General features: G+C 48.0%; 18 protein-coding genes. 4 read left to right on the top strand and 14 right to left on the bottom strand.

Annotation, left to right across the window (positions count from 1 at the left end):
* The first annotated feature begins 8 nt into the window (after positions 1 to 8).
* The 3 genes from LVQ77_RS00750 (at position 9) to LVQ77_RS00760 (ending at position 2,462) form a co-directional block, all read left to right on the top strand.
* On the top strand, positions 9 to 212 hold the full coding sequence (locus LVQ77_RS00750; protein WP_232863494.1) for a hypothetical protein: 204 nt from the start codon (positions 9 to 11) through the stop codon (positions 210 to 212).
* Positions 213 to 304: 92 nt separating this feature from the next.
* Entirely contained in the window at positions 305 to 1,216 is a 912-nt protein-coding gene (locus tag LVQ77_RS00755) for a LysR family transcriptional regulator (protein ID WP_232863495.1), read from the top strand.
* 157 nt (positions 1,217 to 1,373) lie between these two features.
* The gene (locus tag LVQ77_RS00760) at positions 1,374 to 2,462 is read left to right on the top strand and encodes an FUSC family protein (protein WP_232903404.1); all 1,089 of its coding nucleotides are present in this window, start codon (positions 1,374 to 1,376) and stop codon (positions 2,460 to 2,462) included.
* A 186-nt stretch (positions 2,463 to 2,648) separates the two neighbouring features.
* Here LVQ77_RS00760 and LVQ77_RS00765 read toward each other — a convergent pair whose 3' ends face one another.
* The 14 genes from LVQ77_RS00765 to deoC all read right to left on the bottom strand — a co-directional run bounded on the left by LVQ77_RS00765 (position 2,649) and on the right by deoC (position 16,687).
* Positions 2,649 to 3,548, bottom strand: coding sequence for a sugar phosphate isomerase/epimerase family protein (locus LVQ77_RS00765; RefSeq protein ID WP_232903405.1), 900 nt, complete (start codon positions 3,546 to 3,548; stop codon positions 2,649 to 2,651).
* Complete coding sequence (locus tag LVQ77_RS00770; RefSeq protein ID WP_232903406.1) at positions 3,545 to 4,675, bottom strand: Gfo/Idh/MocA family protein; 1,131 nt, start codon at positions 4,673 to 4,675, stop codon at positions 3,545 to 3,547. Before LVQ77_RS00770 ends, LVQ77_RS00765 begins: the two co-directional genes overlap by 4 nt.
* Positions 4,676 to 4,900: 225 nt before the next feature.
* Entirely contained in the window at positions 4,901 to 6,421 is a 1,521-nt protein-coding gene (locus LVQ77_RS00775) for a carbohydrate porin (RefSeq protein WP_232863499.1), read from the bottom strand.
* Between the two features lie 100 nt (positions 6,422 to 6,521).
* Positions 6,522 to 6,854, bottom strand: a complete 333-nt coding sequence (locus LVQ77_RS00780; RefSeq protein ID WP_232903407.1) for an L-rhamnose mutarotase — start codon at positions 6,852 to 6,854, stop codon at positions 6,522 to 6,524.
* A gap of 4 nt (positions 6,855 to 6,858) precedes the next feature.
* Positions 6,859 to 7,776, bottom strand: a complete 918-nt coding sequence (locus LVQ77_RS00785) for a dihydrodipicolinate synthase family protein (RefSeq protein ID WP_232903408.1) — start codon at positions 7,774 to 7,776, stop codon at positions 6,859 to 6,861.
* A 16-nt stretch (positions 7,777 to 7,792) separates the two neighbouring features.
* Entirely contained in the window at positions 7,793 to 8,962 is a 1,170-nt protein-coding gene (gene fucO, locus LVQ77_RS00790; RefSeq protein ID WP_232903409.1) for a lactaldehyde reductase, read from the bottom strand.
* An 84-nt stretch (positions 8,963 to 9,046) separates the two neighbouring features.
* Positions 9,047 to 10,351, bottom strand: coding sequence for an MFS transporter (locus LVQ77_RS00795; protein ID WP_232903410.1), 1,305 nt, complete (start codon positions 10,349 to 10,351; stop codon positions 9,047 to 9,049).
* Positions 10,352 to 10,424: 73 nt separating this feature from the next.
* Positions 10,425 to 11,288 carry an amidohydrolase family protein gene (locus LVQ77_RS00800; protein WP_232903411.1) on the bottom strand — a complete coding sequence of 288 codons (864 nt, stop codon included), beginning with the start codon at positions 11,286 to 11,288 and terminating at the stop codon, positions 10,425 to 10,427.
* The gene (locus tag LVQ77_RS00805) at positions 11,285 to 12,235 is read right to left on the bottom strand and encodes an aldo/keto reductase (RefSeq protein WP_232903412.1); all 951 of its coding nucleotides are present in this window, start codon (positions 12,233 to 12,235) and stop codon (positions 11,285 to 11,287) included. The genes LVQ77_RS00800 and LVQ77_RS00805 overlap by 4 nt, the downstream gene beginning before the upstream one ends.
* A 16-nt stretch (positions 12,236 to 12,251) precedes the next feature.
* Positions 12,252 to 13,406, bottom strand: a complete 1,155-nt coding sequence (locus tag LVQ77_RS00810; RefSeq protein WP_232863506.1) for a mandelate racemase/muconate lactonizing enzyme family protein — start codon at positions 13,404 to 13,406, stop codon at positions 12,252 to 12,254.
* The gene (adhP, locus tag LVQ77_RS00815) at positions 13,403 to 14,464 is read right to left on the bottom strand and encodes an alcohol dehydrogenase AdhP (protein WP_232863507.1); all 1,062 of its coding nucleotides are present in this window, start codon (positions 14,462 to 14,464) and stop codon (positions 13,403 to 13,405) included. Before adhP ends, LVQ77_RS00810 begins: the two co-directional genes overlap by 4 nt.
* Positions 14,465 to 14,476: 12 nt before the next feature.
* Positions 14,477 to 14,977, bottom strand: coding sequence for an RbsD/FucU domain-containing protein (locus LVQ77_RS00820; protein WP_232863508.1), 501 nt, complete (start codon positions 14,975 to 14,977; stop codon positions 14,477 to 14,479).
* 5 nt (positions 14,978 to 14,982) lie between these two features.
* Positions 14,983 to 15,912, bottom strand: a complete 930-nt coding sequence (locus LVQ77_RS00825; protein ID WP_232863509.1) for a ribokinase — start codon at positions 15,910 to 15,912, stop codon at positions 14,983 to 14,985.
* A gap of 73 nt (positions 15,913 to 15,985) precedes the next feature.
* Positions 15,986 to 16,687 (bottom strand): deoxyribose-phosphate aldolase, encoded by a 702-nt coding sequence (deoC, locus tag LVQ77_RS00830; protein WP_232863510.1) that lies wholly within the window; start codon positions 16,685 to 16,687, stop codon positions 15,986 to 15,988.
* 257 nt (positions 16,688 to 16,944) lie between these two features.
* Between deoC and LVQ77_RS00835 the strand changes: the two genes are divergently transcribed.
* The gene (locus tag LVQ77_RS00835; protein ID WP_232903413.1) at positions 16,945 to 17,808 is read left to right on the top strand and encodes a helix-turn-helix domain-containing protein; all 864 of its coding nucleotides are present in this window, start codon (positions 16,945 to 16,947) and stop codon (positions 17,806 to 17,808) included.
* Positions 17,809 to 17,982: the final 174 nt, after the last annotated feature.

Here is a 17,982-nt window from a genome sequence, read left to right on the forward strand (position 1 = left end):
TAATTTTCATGATTAAAAATGCATTCGTGGAAAAAAATAGTGACGGAAATATTGTCGTTCGTGTAGAAGATAAACAGTTATCGACATTTGATGATTATAATTCCGCATTAGAATGGGCATTTTCAATTGGTTATCGTGTTTACAAAAAAGAACCTACTACCGATAAGCACGAAGAGTGTTGGGTTAAATATATACCTACGAGCCATCTATAATTTTGTTTCAGATATACGGTCATCATCTGGTTGCAATGGAATCTTTAAGAATCTAATCCGCTTTAATTAATATTGATTTAATAGGCATGCGAATGGAGTTAAGACATATTCGTTATTTTCTGGCCGTTGCCGATGCCAAAAGCTTTACCTATGCAGCAGAAGTGCTGGGTATTGGCCAACCGCCTCTCAGTATACAAATACGAGATCTGGAAAATGAAATTGGTACCAAATTGTTTCATCGCATCGCCCGAGGCGTTGAATTAACCTCCGCGGGAACCGCATTTTATGATGCGGTAAAAGTGTTGCCGGGTTTGGTAGAAGAAGCAAAATCATCAGCACTTCTCGCTTCGCGTGGCGAACTTGGGGTGCTTAAAGTTGGTTTTACTTCATCTTCGTCATTTAATTCCGTGGTCACGCGTAGTATTAAAAAATTTAAAAGCGATTACAAAAACGTCAGCCTGCAATTAGATGAGGCGCATACCGATAATCTCATTAAAGCCGTAGAAAATGGCGCTATTGATGTGGCTTTTGTCCGTACTGACCATCTTTATAGTGAACTGCTGGAACTTCATTTAATTCTCCAGGAGCCTTTGGCAATTGTGTTGCCTGAGCAACATCCGTATATCGCGCAAAGTCATATCACATTGAATCAGTTGGCAAATGAAGAGATGATTCTGTGTCCGCGAGATTACAGTGTGCACCTGCATGACACAATCGTTGCGTTGTTTGAAAAAGCAGGTTGTGTCCCAACGGTGAAGCAAACTGCACCACAATTATCATCCATTATTAATCTGGTTTCTGCAGGCGTTGGAATCTCGATTGTTCCCTCATCAATGAAAGCCATGAGTCACTCATCATCCGGTGTTGCATTTTATGATATCACGGAAGAGGGAGCTTATATTCCATTGGCGTTAGTCAGCCGGGTACATGAGCGCTCGCCAATTGTGAAAAAGTTTATTAATAATGTCGCTGCAGCACAGGCTGAAATAATGTCTGATGAATAAAGAAATCGCTTAATATATAAATAAAACGGTATCTGTCTTGCATTCGACAGGTATCGTTCAATCTATGGAATTCAAAGCAATAGCTTAAATACAGGGTGATCGAGTGTGCATGTCAATTTTTATTGCCATGGTACTGTTTATCCAGAGTAAAGAGTGAATGAAGAAATCTATTTTTTCGGTGCATCGTGACAGGCCGATAGGCCCTCGGGAATTATATATTCATCACAATTACCGCATAATACATGGCATCCGCATCGCTGTAGCGTTCGTATTGACATTCCTGATAATCAGGATGGCGAATTTACCAGACCATTCCTGGCCACTTATTACACTCGTGGTGGTTATGGGGCCAATAAGCTTTTGGGGGAATGTTATTCCTCGCGCATTTGAACGTATGGCAGGTACGTTAACCGGTGCGATATTGGGTATCATCGCCTTGCATATTGAAATGTACTCATTGCCTTTAATGATGGCATGGTGCGGTTGTGCACTATTTATATGTGGTTATTTAACAATGAGTAAGCGTCCATATGCCGCCTTGCTTATTGGTATCACAATGGCGGTAGTAAGTAGTGCTCCGGCTGGTGATTTTCAAACTGCATTATGGCGTAGTACAAATATTATCCTTGGCTGTATTCTGGCAATGCTTTTTACCAGTATCTACCCGCAACGGGCCTTTATTCACTGGCGTATCCAGTTAGCGAATTTTTTTACTGATTTTTCGAAAATAAATGCTACGGGCTTCTCCTGGAATGTTCTGAGTCGGCCAAACCTGACGAAACTGGACTCACGAATACTCGGGAATGTGGTGAATATGCGCAACCTGATTATGCCGGCAAGTCGAGAGGCTGGAATATCTAAAGAGCTTCTAAACGAGATTCAGTCCATTGCCCGAGATATGATCGCTACGCAAGTATTACAGTCTAATGCTCATTGGGCCTCGCGCAGCAGCCGCTTTCTTATTCTGAATTCGCGCACTCTTGCACAAGTGCAGCAGATGACTCAGAAAACGTTGCAAACACTGGCCATGGCTCTGCATGAGGGAAATCCATCACCCGCGGTGGCAAATAGCGAGCGTTTGACTGATATAACGAAAGAATTGCATGAGTTGTTAGTAGCCCATCCGGGGGATGAGGTCGTTGAAAATGCTATCCACGGGTATGTCTGGTTGAGCCTTCAACTTGCTCTCAAGCTTGAAAAACTATCAACTTTAATCACTCATGCTTTAACAGAGCAGAGAGGTTAATACATCTGGGGTGAACCAAAGCTCAGTAGAATCATTTCAGACACCAGGCTCGTTTTGATACCTGGCACTGTGGGATGGGGTTTTCATATATGCAAGAAAGTGATTTAAGTAGGGTGCAGATTATTTTCATACCTCAATATTTTTGCTCCAAATAGGAGGCCTTTAAACAGGCCTCCGGGAAAAAGCTTAGCCACCTGCCATCATTAAAACCTCGTCCACAAAGCTTTTAGCTCGGGAAATATCATGCTCATCAACATGTTCGATGATCAGCGGAATATTCGGGTATTTTTGCGCTAACAGTTCTACATAGAGTGGGTAATTCAGCGAGCCTAATCCGGCGGCTGGCAATTCCACCGAACCTGCGCCACGGAAGCTGTTATGTTCAGCTGCGCCGCCGCCAAACTTTTCGGCAACCGCATCGGTACGTATGCAGTCTTTGGCATGGGCAATTTTGATTTTGCTTTCCAGCACATCAAAAATGCTATAGAGGGTTTCATCAATAGCGTCGATATTTTTATCATCAAAATAGTTGGTTGGGTCCAGCGCCAGGCCTAAACCTGGATGGTCAACTTCGCGCATTAACCGGGCGACCTGGCTAACAGAGCCGATGATATTATTGACGTAGTTTTCGACCAGGAACACAGCGTTGTGCTCATAAGCAAAAGTCGCTAACTCTTTGGCGATGGCTTTAAATTCCTGATAAGCCTCTTCTGTGCTGTTTTTTGGATCGTAAAGCCAATCGCTGTCTGTGTTGTAGGTGCCCGTTTCACTGATCACATAAGGGGTGCCAAAGTCACGTGCGTGGGCGAGGATTTCCTTCACTGCGGCAATATTTTCTGCACGTTTTTGCAAGTCAGGGTGGACTAAGTTGGTATAGGCGGAAATAGCTACGATAGGCAGCGAAGCGCGGCGAAAAGCATCGCGTACCTGATGTGCTTTTGCCGGAGTAATATGCCCGCGCCGTAAATCAACATCAGTAAACTCAAGGTCTAATTGCACACAGCCCATACCCGCCTGCTTAATTTTATGGATAGTCTCACTCAGGGTGTAGGGGTAATAACCTGTAAATATGCCAACGTTAATCATTGTGTATTCTCCGGTAATATTTCGTTGAGATAGACAGTTCGTTCTTCCTGAATAGAGACATAGCTTGCTTCAATGCAAGCCAGGGTCTTGAGATTATCTTTTGCACTAATTTGTGGTGGAACATGATCTTCAATGGCGCACATTAAATTTGCCATGGTGCCGATGAAGGCATCAGGGAACCATTGCCTTACCCATTGGGGTGATATCCATTGCCCTGGATAATAGTGCGAGGCCAGTTTCAATGTGCTGCCACAATATTCCGGTTCGCGGCGATGCCAGCCAAAATCGCCTTCGGTAAGACCTGCCGTTCCTTCAACGCGCCAGTTGATGTAATTATTTTTGGCACATGGCTCACCTGGCCACGCCCACACATCATCAAGGCTTGTTGCAATCAGGCCGTTCGCGTACTGGAAGGTGTATTGGGTGATCCCATCGGTATGTTCAAATGAAGTGCGTGGGTCAGTCCGGCATACTGCGGTGACTTTTACAGGGTCGCCAAATAAAAACCGGAAAGCATCAATGTGGTGGATAGCCATGGCATACAGCTCAAGCTTTTTATATTGCTGTAAAAAGATCTGCCAGTCAGGAATTGCACGCATATCAATACTGGCAATTACCGGGGTACCAATCAGTTGATTCTCAATAATGTATTTCAATGCGCGTATCGACGGGTCATAGCGCATATTCGAATTTACCGCGACAGGGATGCCACTTTTTTCACTAAGTCGGACAATCTCTTGTCCATCTTCCAAAGACATTGCGAGAGGTTTTTGGCAAAGAATCCCTTTGATGTGTTTGGCTGGAGAATCTGGCCCACAAATAAAGCGCACAATCTCGAGTTGCACATGGGGTGGAACGGCAATATCTACAATCTCGATTTGCGGATCGCAGACCATCTCCTGCCAGGTGGTATAGACCTTTTCGATACCAAACAACTCAGCGAGCCGATGACAATGTGTCTGTTCTCTGGAGGTAATGGCGTATGTTGTGAAACCCGCTTTTTGGTATGCCACAAGGTGGCAATGTTCAACAATAAAACCGGCACCAATAATCCCGATTTTATAATCCGGTCGTTTTGGAAGAACGGGTCGCGTGGCGTGCTCTAATTGACGTAATAAAGTATCCATAGAACCCTCAGTAATCGCGGTGAAGTTGAGAGAGATGGATTCACTTTAGACTGCAGTGCCAAATAGTGTCATAGGTGGAATTCTCCACAACATGGATGCAAATCTCAGGGCAATGGTTATGTGAGTCAGTTCATAAATACACCAGTTTATGGTGCGAATATTTTGCAAAGGGCTAGCGGGGGGGAATAAAACAGCCTCTGATTACCAGAGGCCGCAAGATTACTGTTAAAAGAAGGTTTCCATTTGAATCCCGAAACTCCACTCGCCACCGGCAGTAAAGTCTTTCTCGCCGAGCGTATCGTGCGGGCTGTAATTATCCAGCGATTTATCCCAGTTCATCCAGGTTGCGAAGAAGCGCAATTCAGGACGGCTGAAGAATGGCGAAATATTGTCAGCGCGGAAGGTTGGGGCAAAGGTCAGCTTGTAAAAGTTACCGTGGACTTTCTGGTAATCAAGATAACCATTCGGGTCTAAATCCATATATTGCCAGGAGGCTTCGTATCCTAATACAAAGTTTTCGGTGATATTTTGCATTAAGCGACCATTAAGGGTGATCCAGCGGTAGTCATCATTTTTTACGTAACGATCGCTACTATGCTGTGCCAGCACAGAAGGGGCAAAATCCCAGTCTTTGGCAAGATTCACGATACCGTAGCTTGCCAGGCGCAGCGTTTTCGCATCCGATAGTAATGCAGGGTCTGTACCGATATTTTTAACTTCGGCACCCAGGCCTTGCCCCCAGGAAATAGCACTGCGTGATTCACCTTTAGTCAGGCCATAGAAGCTATCGGTTTTGTAGCCCAGCAATGTGGTGTAACCCTGGTCTGCCGCATTAAAGACTTTTATTCCGTTCGGGATTTGTCGTTCATCATTATCTTTAGCTTTCATTCCACTGACATATAACTGTACTGGGCCAACGTAGTTATTTGCCGTCAGGATATAGTTCTGAACGTCATTATTTACGATGTCTACGTCACCAAAACTACGACCAATAAATGAAAAATTACTGTGGATGTCGTCACTCCACTTGATGTCGTAAATACCGCCACCCGTACCATTTAGTGCGATAAATTTTGAATCAAGCCATGGGATTTCAAAATTATCACGATCCACTCGTTTACCAGCCCATAACGTAGTGTCTTTAAAAATACCGGTAAAACTTGGCAAGGAGGCAATTTCTGCGAACACCTGGCTGACGTTTAAAGTGCTGGAGTCTGCTGTCCAGTCGTTATAACTCTTTTGCTGATCGGCGATCATCGTCATAAAGCGTGTTGTTGCGCCGTTATCAAGGCGTTGTTTTTTCTCCAGATAAACTTCGACGTAGGTATCTGGTTCATTACCAAGACGCCCAACCGCGCCACCTGTTTGCCCTGCAGGGGTCAAATAAGGGCCACCCTGGGCGTGACGGGCATTTTGTGTTGTCATCATTCCTGAACGTGCGTAGCCATGAAGTTCGAAATAACCATTGTCATCCGGGGTGACTTTCTCAATATGTTTGGTGCGTTTTTCTAAATCCTGCGTCGTTTTTTGCGCCTGTTGAGCTTGTTGTTCGCTGTGTTGTATTTGAGCCTGTAATTGTTCATTCTTTTGCTCGGCAATAGTGGCTCGGGATTCTGCTTTTTGCAGTCGTAATTCTAATTGATTAAGGCGTTCTTCAATGGTTAATCCAGGGGCGGCAATGACATGAGGAATCGATAATATATTTATAAGCCCGCAGCCTATAAGTGCAGCAGAAGTCATTTTCATATTATTCTCGTCAATCGTTTGTCAGATATAAAAAAAGTAATGAAAAGCCCTGCGCCAGTTAAATGGCGCAAGCGCAGGGTTTATTTATTTTATTTTTCAGTTAATCGAGGTGATATATTTCTTCCATCTCAACCCATAGAGTTCCTTCTGGCTCTCCATCTAGCGGCTTCTGGCAGGGGCCAGTTTCTTGCCACCACTCTTGAGTTTTCAGGTGTGCAGACATCTTTTTCTGATCGGCTTCGTAATCGTCACCCATATATTCAAGATAACTGAACAGTAATCCATTTTTATAATAAATAGAGAAGTTACGTAAGTTACATTCTTTAATCATGGCATTGACTTCAGGCCACGGGTTAGCATGTAACGCTTTATAATATTCCAGCTTCTCAGGCCTGACCTGAACAACACAGCCGAAACGGCGTAATTTACTCATGGGCCTATTCCTTATTATTAATAACTCCTGCACGTAGCAGAATATTTTTTATTTCAATTTTCATTTCTTCTGTTAATGGGGATGCCGGAGGCAGTGAATGCACAGGTATATCTAGCCCAATTAACTGCAAGGCATATTTCACTGCGTTATAGAATGGCAAATCCATACTATAAAGAGGCGGTATCCAGGAAAGCGACTGCTGCAATTCAACTGCTCGCGAGAAATCTTGTTTACGGAACGCGTCAAGAATTCCGCAGGTGAGTTGGGGTGCAAAGTTCGCGCTAGCCGGGATACAACCGTCACCCCCAAGAATCAAGGTGCCTAGCAGGTACTCGTCATAACCGGCGAAAATGGCGAAGTCAGGGCGGTGCGGTTTCACTGCATGAATCGTCTCGCGGATATGCGATAAGGTATCGACGGTATCTTTAAGGCCGACAATGTTGGGACAGCTCAACGCCAGTTCGCGGATCACGTTAACAGGAAGCGGTTGCCCGGTCAGCGCAGGGAAGTTGTAGAGAATAATCGGCAATTCAAGTGCATTGGCGATCGTTTTGTAGTGGTTTAGCAGGTTCGCTTCACTGAGCGGGTTGTACCATGGGTTAACCACCACAGCGCCACTCGCACCAATTTGCTGGGCATGCAGACCGGCAACAATCGTTTGTTGCGTGCCACAGTAAGCGATACCGATCAATACGGGTTTTCTGCCGGCCACCTGGCGTACGCAAAACTCAGCAACTTGCGTGCGCTGGGCTTCCGACATATGGGCGAATTCTCCGGCGCTGCCGAGGAAAAACAGGCCATCGACTGGCGATGACAGCAAATGCTCAATGAGTATCGCTTGTGCAACGCTATCAAATTCACCCTGTTCATTAAACAGAGTGGGAACCGGGGGAATGACACCACTAAAACGAGGCTGACTCATGATTTTCTCCAGCAGGTTATTGAATACGTGGTCCATGGAATGCTTGTTGGTAAAGCGAGACTATCGCCTCAAGCGTGACCGCACGTGGGTTGCCACTGGTACAAATATCGTCCAGCGCTGCTTGTGAGAGTGTCAAAATATCTTTTTCTTTCACGCCCACCTCGCGCAGAGATGCCGGGATATCCACATCTTTATTTAACTGCCAGACGGCATTTACCGCAGCTTGGCGAACCTCAGCCAACGGTAACGTACTGGCGTGCTCAACACCCATCACTCGCGCGATATCACGGTATTTTTCACCGGTAAAATCAGCATTCCATTCCATTATCCAGGGCAGCAGAACCGCATTCGCGACGCCGTGAGGCGTGTTGTAAAAGGCACCAAGCGGGTGAGCCATACCGTGAACCAGTCCTAACCCAACATTCGAGAAACCCATTCCCGCTATGTATTGCGCGAGAGCCATTTGTTCTACCGCTTCGGGCTGTCCTGCAAAGGATTGACGCAGCGATTGCGCGATAAGCTCAATCGCTTTTAGGTGGAGTGCGTCGGTTAGCGCCCATGCTCCCAGGGTGATATATCCTTCGATTGCGTGGGTGAGTGCATCAATTCCGGTTGCGGCTTTTAGCGGCGCGGGCATGGCATCCATTAAGTCGGCATCAACAATGGCAACCTGGGGAATATCGTGTGGGTCAATACAGACAAATTTACGCTGCTTTTCTTCGTCAGTTATCACGTAATTGATGGTGACTTCTGCCGCAGTGCCCGCTGTGGTGGGGATGGCGATAATTGGCACGCAGGGTTTGGTGGTGGGTGTAAATCCTTCCAGACTGCGAACGTCTGCAAATTCAGGATTGTTAATAATGATGCCAATCGCTTTGCTGGTGTCTTGTGGTGAACCGCCGCCGATGGCAATCAGATAATCGGCATCGCATTGGCGGAAAGCCTCAACGCCATGTTTCACCACGTTAATTCCCGGGTTAGGGACGACGCCATCATAAAGTGACCAGGCTTTATCGGCATTATCGAGTAACTCGGTGATCTTCCCGACGATCCCGCATTTCACCAGCCCTGAATCAGTGACGACCAACGCTTTTTTAAATCCACGACGCTCAATTTCTGCAATCAGCTGATTGCGACTTCCACGCCCGAACCAGGATGTTTCATTTAATATCATTCGTTGTGACATTATTACTGCTCCTTGTCGTTAAGCGCAGGCGAAGGCGCTCGCACCTATTAATAAGTGTGACCTTGCCTGCAATTAAAACATTTTTTATTTAACTGATTTTATCGGTAATACAAAAAATGATGATGCAAAAACAAAGATGATTGCGGCAATAAAAAGAGTCGAATAGTCATTATTAAATGTTGATAATAACCATGCGGATAATATTGGACTGAAAGATTGCGGTAACACAGTGGCAATGGTTAAAATACCCATGTCTTTGCCTGCTTGTTTTCCACCACCGGGTAATACTTGGGTCATCAGTGCCATATCAATAGAGGTATAAGCACCGTAACCAAGACCCAGAATCGCCGCATAATAATACATACCGTTGAGCGTCGGCACGAATAGCGGGACCATCAGGCCAATTGCCATCAGAATACTGGAGGCAAAAACAAAAATTTTACGGCGCTGATACTTATCTGAAAGATAGCCCGACACCAGACCGGAGAACAGTAATGTCACCAGGGTAATAACCGAAATAGTCCCGATGGCATAGTTAGAGTCTTTAACACTTAAACCAATGTAGTCCTGAAGAATATACAGCTGATAGGTTACAACTCCTTGATATCCCAGGAACATGGCGAAGCGGCCTAAGAACGCCCATCCAAAATCAGGATATTGGCGTGGGCTTACCCAGAAACTTTTGAAGAAGGTGCCCCATTTGAATGGTTCAACTTCAAGTGCGCGGCTAGAGGGCTCGCGGTTTATCAGGACAAACGCTACACAACAGGCGATGATCGCAAGACCAAACACCAGGTAACCGAGTTGCAGGTTATATGCCAGATAACCGGCGACAATAATACCGACCGTACCGCCAGCTGTTGAGCCAGCCCCCACAAACCCAGAAGCAATACCACGGTTTTCCGGTAAGAAGCGGTCTGCGACTACGGTGGCGAGGGGCCCGTTCATACAGTTAAGCGAAACGGCTGCCATAAGCCAAAACACGGCGATACCGGCAACGGTGGTGGTCATTGAAATCCCAAAAATTGCCAGGCCGCCAATTAGAGCTCCTCCGACAATCCACGGTGCACGCCGCCCCCAGGTTGAACGGCAACGGTCGGATAAGGCGCCTGCAATTGGTTGAGCAAAAATGGTAAATAACAGCGCCGAGGTCATGACAATCGCCAGGTTATTGGCTTTATTTGCCGGATCGATCTGCGCTATATGGTTAGGTAATAAAACAGAAATAACACCGCAATAGAGAGCCAGTAATACGAAGAAGTTAGTAAACAATGAAGCAAGAAGTATCCGCTTTCTTCTCCCGGTTACGTGCAGTGTATTTTCTGATGCCTTATCTATAAACTTACCGCCTGCATTTGTAGGGTGCAGTGCATTACTATTATCAGACATGCTTATTTCCTCAATTATTTTTTTCAGTAGGGTACTGCGAAATAAACGACATCCAGACCTTGTTCCTTATTTGTCATTCCCCTCCTGACTCTGATAAATAAATATTACGAGCATTCCCACCCATAATGGCGTGTTTGTCGCGGGCATGCAGATTGGCGATTGCCTTTTCGACACATTGTTTCCAACGAGAATACCCCCCGGCTAAATTGACCACTGGCCAGTCCCCCCCAAATAAGCAGCGATGAGCCCCAAAGCTGTTAATCGCGTGATGGATCCACGGAGCGAGTTGTTCATCGTCCCATGTTTGCCAGTCCGCCTCGGTAGGTAGCCCGGAAATCTTGCAGCACAGGGAAGGGAACTCAGCCAGTTGCGCGAACGCGTCTTGCCATTCTTGCCAGGCATTGTTGATAATCCCTGGTTTCCCCATATGGTCCAGCACTACCCTGGCATTCGGTTGGTGCGCAAACAGCCAACTCAACAGATGATGCACCGCCGGTAATTGATGTGCCCGGACACATAAATCGAGAACAAAACCTTCCTGAGCGGCTGCCAGCAAACCTGCGCGGTAATGGGCATCGTAAAACAATGCATCAGGTTCATTTTGAAGCGAGCGACGAATACCGACTACGCGCGGCAGGGTGCGTAACTGGCGTAGCAGCGGTATTACCGCCTCTCCATTTTCTAGCGGTGCCCAGGCCACGATACCGGCAATTTGAAAAGGCGAATGTTCTGCCCGTTCGTTAATCCAGTTCACCTCAGCCAGCGCCTGATCCGCTGTGCAGTCTGCCTGTACCACAATGGCGGCATTCGGGGCCGTACCTTCTGCGGCTAAATCTTCCGGCAAATGTGGATGGTTGAGCGCCGGAACATCACTAAGCCAGCCGTAGTGCAGAATACGTGGGTCCCACAGATGCAGGTGGCTGTCTATTAGCGTCATTTTTGGGCCTTTCCCCCATTGCCTGGCAGCACATCCCAGCCAATATTGAGAACGGGTGCGATCAGCTCATCAATTTTTTGCAGCAACGCGGCATCCAGCGGTTGTTCACACCAGCGCACGTTATCAAGCATGTTTGCATTGCTGGCGGTGCCGATAACAGTGGTGGCAATACCCTGTTCAGCCGCCGTGGTCAGTGCAAACTGCAATGCGACCTGGGAAATATTCACGCCTTCACGATCGCACAACGCAGAGACGGCACGGCAGGCATTCTGTATATCTTCGTGTGCCGGGTGCCAGGCTGGCGCGCCGCCGCGAGTGAGTAATCCCATCGAAAGTGGGGAGGCATTCAACACACCGATCCCGGCCTGGTTTAATCGCCTGGCAACATCGCCTAACCGGCGGTCCTGTAACGTCCAGGTACAGTAGGCCATGACGGTATCGACTTTCTGCTCCACGGCCAGTTTTTCAAGCAGTGCAAGGTCGTAGCCAGTGATGCCAACATGCCGTACTACGCCACTTTGTTGGAGTTCACGAAGCGTCGGGAGTGCTTCTTCAACTAACTGGTGCAAATCACCGTATTCGATGTCATGACACTGAATAACGTCGATGTAATCAGCACCCAGGCGAGCGAGACTTTCATCAATGCTGCGCAAAGTGGCTTCGCGGGAGAAATCCCATTGGCTGTCGCCATAGCGACCTACTTTGGTTGCGAGGGTATAACTTGCGCGTGGGACGCCCTTCAATGCGCCACCCAATGCGGTTTCTGCTTTGGTTAAACCGTAATAAGGTGCGACGTCGAAATAGTTAACGCCGTGTTCTAGTGCTGTGGCTACCGTATCATTAGCTTGTTGTTGTGATACCGGGTGATAAATACTGCCAAGTGAGGCAGCACCCATTGCCAGTACGGGAACCTGAATGCCTGTGCGCCCTAAAGCTACTGTTTTCATTTTTCCTGTTCCTTTTTCATTCATTATTTTGCGCAGCCCTGAGGGACAAGCGCAGCCCGGCACGTTCTGGACGAACATGAGGCCCTTGCGGAAGCGTCCAGCTACCTTCATTCAATTGTTGTGCAAGCGTGGTTTCATCAAACGTGATGCCAAGCCCTGGCGTGTTGCCCAACATGATCCCGCCATTTTCGATGCGCTGGTCGACGTGCAAGCCCAGAGGGAAACTGAGATCTTGAATTTCACAGCTCATATGGTTGGGAACAGCCGCTGCAGCGTGCGCAACAGGGTTTGCGTTATAGCCAACGGGGCTTACCGGTAAACTGAAAGCATGAGCAAGGTTTGCTACGCGCAGGAAATGGCTTATTCCCCAACACATGCCCGCCTGCAAGACATCCACCGCTTGTTCGCGTAACAACGGCTGGAACTGTTCGATACCCGTGAGGTTTTCCCCGGTAGCGACAGCACAGTTTGTTTGCTGGCGAATAAGCGCGTGGCCTGCGGCATCCCAACGTCTGACAGGTTCTTCAATCCAGGTCAGATCAAGTGTTTCTTCAAGGCGTCGCACATAGCGCACCGCTTGTTTGGCGCTCATCGACTCATTCACATCAATCATCATTGCGGGAGACGGTGAATTAAGCAGATACACTTCCCGCACCGCTCGTAAGCGTTCAATATCTTGTTCAACATCGAGGCCACCTTTAATTTTGAAGGCACTGAAACCACGTTCAGCAAAACGGCTGTGCAGGTTGACGAGTTCTTCCAGCGATAAAGGGAAATCCAGCCCGGAGGCATAACCTGGAACAAAGGGCTGACGCGCGCCAAGTAACCGCCACAACGGTTGGTTCGCCAGTTTCGCTTTCAGGTCCCACAGCGCCATGTCCACCACGCCAATCGCGCCAAAGACACTGCCGGCATGGCCGCTTTTAAATACCCATGACTGCATACGGTCATAAAGTGCGGTTACCGCGCGTGGGTCTTCACCTTCAATTGCCGGAAAGATGCGTGCAATATCGGCATGCCCACCGAGGCCGATGCCAGAAACTCCCTCATCTGTTTCCAGGATAAGCAGGGGAACTTCTGTTACGCCAGACTCAACGGTGCCGTTAACATCGCCAATCGGGCGACCCCAGCGATGAACAGTTTTTAGCGTGCGCCAACCGGTGATTTTCATGCGATCAACTCCTGTTCCAGCGCCTGGGTTTCGGAAAGGGGCGTGCGTAAATCAATCACCATGCGACCTTGAATGCTGCCGCTCTCCATTTCTGAGAAAATGTCATTTATTTCATCGAGTTGACGAGAATGAACCACTGGCTTAACGCGCCCGGCAAGCGCATGTTCGAAGGCTTCGGCTAAATCCTGACGAGTACCGACCAGGCTGCCGACAATCTCAATACCATCAAGAACAGTTTTGACGATATTCAAGTCCAGGTTACCAGGGGGGACGGCGACGCAAACGACTTTGCCACCGGCTCGGAGGCTGTCGACCGCTTGATTAAATGCGCTACGAGCTACGGCAACCACAACAGCGCTATGCGCCCCACCCGAGGTGATTTCATGGATCCGCGCAGGCACGTCATCACGCATGGCGTTTAGCGTTATCTCAGCACCTGATTCACGAGCCAGAGCAAGTTTATCGTCCTGAATATCGATGGCGATAACCCGGGCGTTAAAGACATTGCGTGCATACTGAATCGCCATGTTGCCAAGCCCGCCTGCACCCCAGATAGCCAGCCACTGCCCAGGGCGAATACCTGACACTTTGATGGCTTTATAGGTGGTGACGCCGGCACAGGTAATACTGCTGGCGATTAATGGGTCAAGCCCGGCAGGCACTTTTACCGCGTAATCAGCTTTGACAATACATTGCTCAGCCATAGCACCATCAACGCTATAACCTGCATTTTTAACCTTACGACAGAAGGTTTCTCGTCCACTAACGCAGTATTCACAGACTCCACATCCTTCATAGAACCAGGCAATACTGACGCGGTCACCAATATGCAAACTGGTGACGTCATTGGCGATAGCACGCACAATACCGATACCTTCGTGACCAGGAACACGGCCCGGTACGGGGCCAAAATCTCCCTGAACTACATGTAAATCGGTATGGCATACGCCACAGCATTCCACTTCGACTAAAGCTTCCCCGGCCTCTAACGCACGTAGCGTTATCTTTTGGATTTCGACTTTGCCAGGATGGCGCTGGCTAACGACGGCTGCTTTCATGATCGTTCCCTGTTATTTGAGCTCTGGTACAACGTTGTCACGGATACGCTGGCGTCTTGCTACGTAAGCGGGCAGGGGCTGCACACCCGATTGTTCGGTAAACCAGGCAAAGGGGTCAGTACTGGCAATCAGTGCAAAATTAGCCCATGGATTGAATGAACCCGAGCGGATGACCACTTTTGCCCGATGGGCAATGTCGTGGCATAAGATTTCGTGGCTGGCTTCGTGGAATTCCGCGCCGGAGCCGGTGTAGATGGTTTGTACATCACGATAAAGCTGCGGATGGCAATCACGCACTTCACTGGCAAAATGCACTTCTTCGGCAAACATCTCCTGACGCAGCACGCGCAGGATCTCCAGTACATCAACAGTGCCAGGCCAGAATCCCAAATCAATACGTTTTGCATGTGGTGGGATCGGGAAGCCGGCATCTGTCACTAATACAATGTCGGTGTGACCGAGAGTGGCTAATGCAGCGGCGAGTTCAGGGTGTAAGATTCTATCGGGTCTCATTTTTATTATTCCTCTGCAACGAGCATGGTTTTCATAAAGCCATCCACATCTGCGCGGTAGCGATAGGAAGGGACAGTTTCCCAGTCGGTACAACACAAGGCCGCAGTGGCATTCGCCAGCAAGACGGCTTCGGCTATCGGTTGGCCTTCATCAAGTGCAACGGCGAGTGCCGCATTAAAGCTGTCGCCTGCGCCATTACTGTCCACAACGTCGACTTTACATGGCGGGATTTCTTGCGTGCCGTTGTGACTAAAAACAGCGGAACCCGCGTCACCTAATGTCATCACGACATATTTGCAGCCTGTTTCCAGCAAGAGATCGGCAATTTCCCGGTTGCTGCGGGCATCATCTGGCTCAAGTCCCAGTGCGACGCGCGCTTCGGTTTCATTGGGTGTCAGGTAATCAATTGCACTCAGGTCAATCCCACGCAAATTGCGGGCGGGTGCAGGGTTGAGGATCGTTGTTTTGCCCAAATCCTTTGCTTTTCGAAGCCCATAGAGTGCAGTTTCCAAAGGGATTTCAAGCTGTGCCAGGGCAACGTTGCTTTGCTTGAGTTGTGGCAATGCCTGATCTACCAGCGCTGGGGTAAAGAGCTTGTTAGCACCCATATCCACGACAATGATATTGCGTGCTTCGTTATCTTTGATGATGAGCCCGGCGCCCGTTGGCAATTCGGCAGACAGGGTCAGCGCCTGAATATCCACGCCTTCTTGCTGCATCAGGCTGACAAATTCATGTCCAAACGCATCATCACCCACCACACCCGCATAAGAGACATCAGCCCCCAGGCGTGCTGCTTGCACCGCCATGTCAGAACCTTTGCCTCCCCAGGTTTGGCGAAAATCCTGGCCAATTAGCGTTTCACCAGCCAATGGAATGCGGTCAGCCGTCATAACCAATGCTTTCGCGTAGCTACCGAGAATAAATACACTCATCACATACTCCGTTAATTGTGCTGTTTGTTTTCATTGAGAATGCCGTCGGTCAGATGCCGACGGCTTCCATCGATCAGTAAGCGTTGATGTCCCCGGTCAGGCCTTTCACCAGTTCAGGGCCTGAGCTGGTGCCTACCAGTTCTGCACCGGCAATGAACATTTCTCTCATTTTTTCCAGCGTGTTGACTTTACCGGAAACTTTTACGCGGCAAGGTGCCTGAATATTCGCTTTGAGAAGTTGAACATCTTCCACGGTTGCAGCACATCCACCTTTGCCCCAACCACTGGATTGTTTCACCCAATCAATGCCTGCTTCGTAGGCAAAACGCGTCGCTTTGATTTTCATTGCTTCTTCGGTAATGAAGCCAAATTCCAGCATCGCTTTGACCTTCATGCCCAAATCATGTGCCACGTGGGTGACTTCTTTGAGCTCGTTAAAATAAAGGTCATCCATACCACCGAGTAAAAAGCCTGGGTTTGGTGGGAAGTCGAACTCATCCGCACCTTCTTTAGCCAGTTCACGCACCACAGCAATTTTCATTGCGGTGGTGTCATTGGCTTGCGGGAAGTTCACGGTGGTTGCAACACGTACGCCACTGCCTTTCAGTACATCTTTTGCTACGGATACCCAACAAGGCGCGATCATCGCAGCGTCAAACTGATACTCCAGGCAAATATTCAGGTGCTGGATGAGCCCTTCACGAGTCAAATCTGGGCTGACGTTAGTGAACTGGATAGCCTTGGCTACCTGGCGGGGATCGTTAAAATCAATCATTTACTTCTACTCCTGTTGGCTAAGTTAACGCACGGCTAGTTATGCGGTGAATCTGACGTTTACTTTAGGCAGCTTTGGCAGAAAGCGTGATAGTTGGGATTCCCTGCAATATGGACAGAATTTCCATGTCAACAAAGTTGTGAGCTTGTTCAAAAATCTATCAGTGCTCTAGCGACATAACATGTTTTTGACGCGAGTCCATGCCACGATGAACTAAGGTGTCTGCAGCATTTTCTTGTTCAAAATGGAAATCCGGAATGGAAAAACTTGCGCAAAAAACACAGGTCCTGGCGAACTGGTATCGGGAGTCAGATAAGTTTTCAACCCTGATGAATTACCAAATTCTGCGCGCAGGCCATATCCAAACCGCGGAAAATTTTCATGTTCGGCGGCAGTCGGTTGTTGGGCATGAGCTGATCTTTTGCCTGAAGGGAAGTGGCTTTGTCCGGTTAGAACATAACCTTTATGAAGTGAAGGAAGGCTGCCTGGTGTGGTTACCCGTTCGTTGGCCACATGAACACTTTCCCCATAAAGATGAACCATGGGAAATATTGTGGTTGCGCATTGATAGCGAAAAACTCAGTAATATCATGCAGATATTAGATGTTCCGCAAAACCCAGTGTTCCAGTTCGATAACCCTGAAAAGGTCACTGACATTTATCACCATATTTTTAGTTTGATGAAAAGCCACACTTTAGTAACTGATGCGCATTGTGACGAACTCTGTTCCAGACTTATTTTTACCTTACTGGAGAATCGCAGTTCCGAGGTAACCAAGTCTCCAGTCATTACTCACCGCGGGCTTGGTCGGCTTATTTATCAGATACATAGCCATTACAGCGATGACTGGGATATTGATAAGTTTATGCAATATTGCCAGGTCAGTAAGTCGCAACTATTTCGTTTATTTCAAATGACGTTTAACCAAAGTCCATTACGCTGGTTAAAAAATTACCGTCTGTCGCAGGCACGCCGCTTGCTGGTGGAGACGCAGGAATCGATAGGTCGAATATCAGGGCAGGTGGGGTATAACGATCCGCTCCATTTTTCCCGCGATTTTCATCGTGCGGTTGGGTTATCGCCAAGTGAGTTTCGCCGCCGGGAGCAACGAATGGATTGAGGAACAGCGCTGAGCGTGGTTTGCATCTGAAATGTTGAATGCAATCAGTAAACAGAGGCAAGAAACAGTCGACCAATTGATCCAGTTTATAATTGAGCAGAATACTTAACTGCATAATACCGGCCGACCTCCGCAGGTGCGGGGTTAAGCGCCAGCTTTTTCTGGCGACGAAGG

This window comes from Buttiauxella cochleicola, assembly GCF_021282435.1.
GTDB classification, from domain to species: domain Bacteria; phylum Pseudomonadota; class Gammaproteobacteria; order Enterobacterales; family Enterobacteriaceae; genus Buttiauxella; species Buttiauxella massiliensis.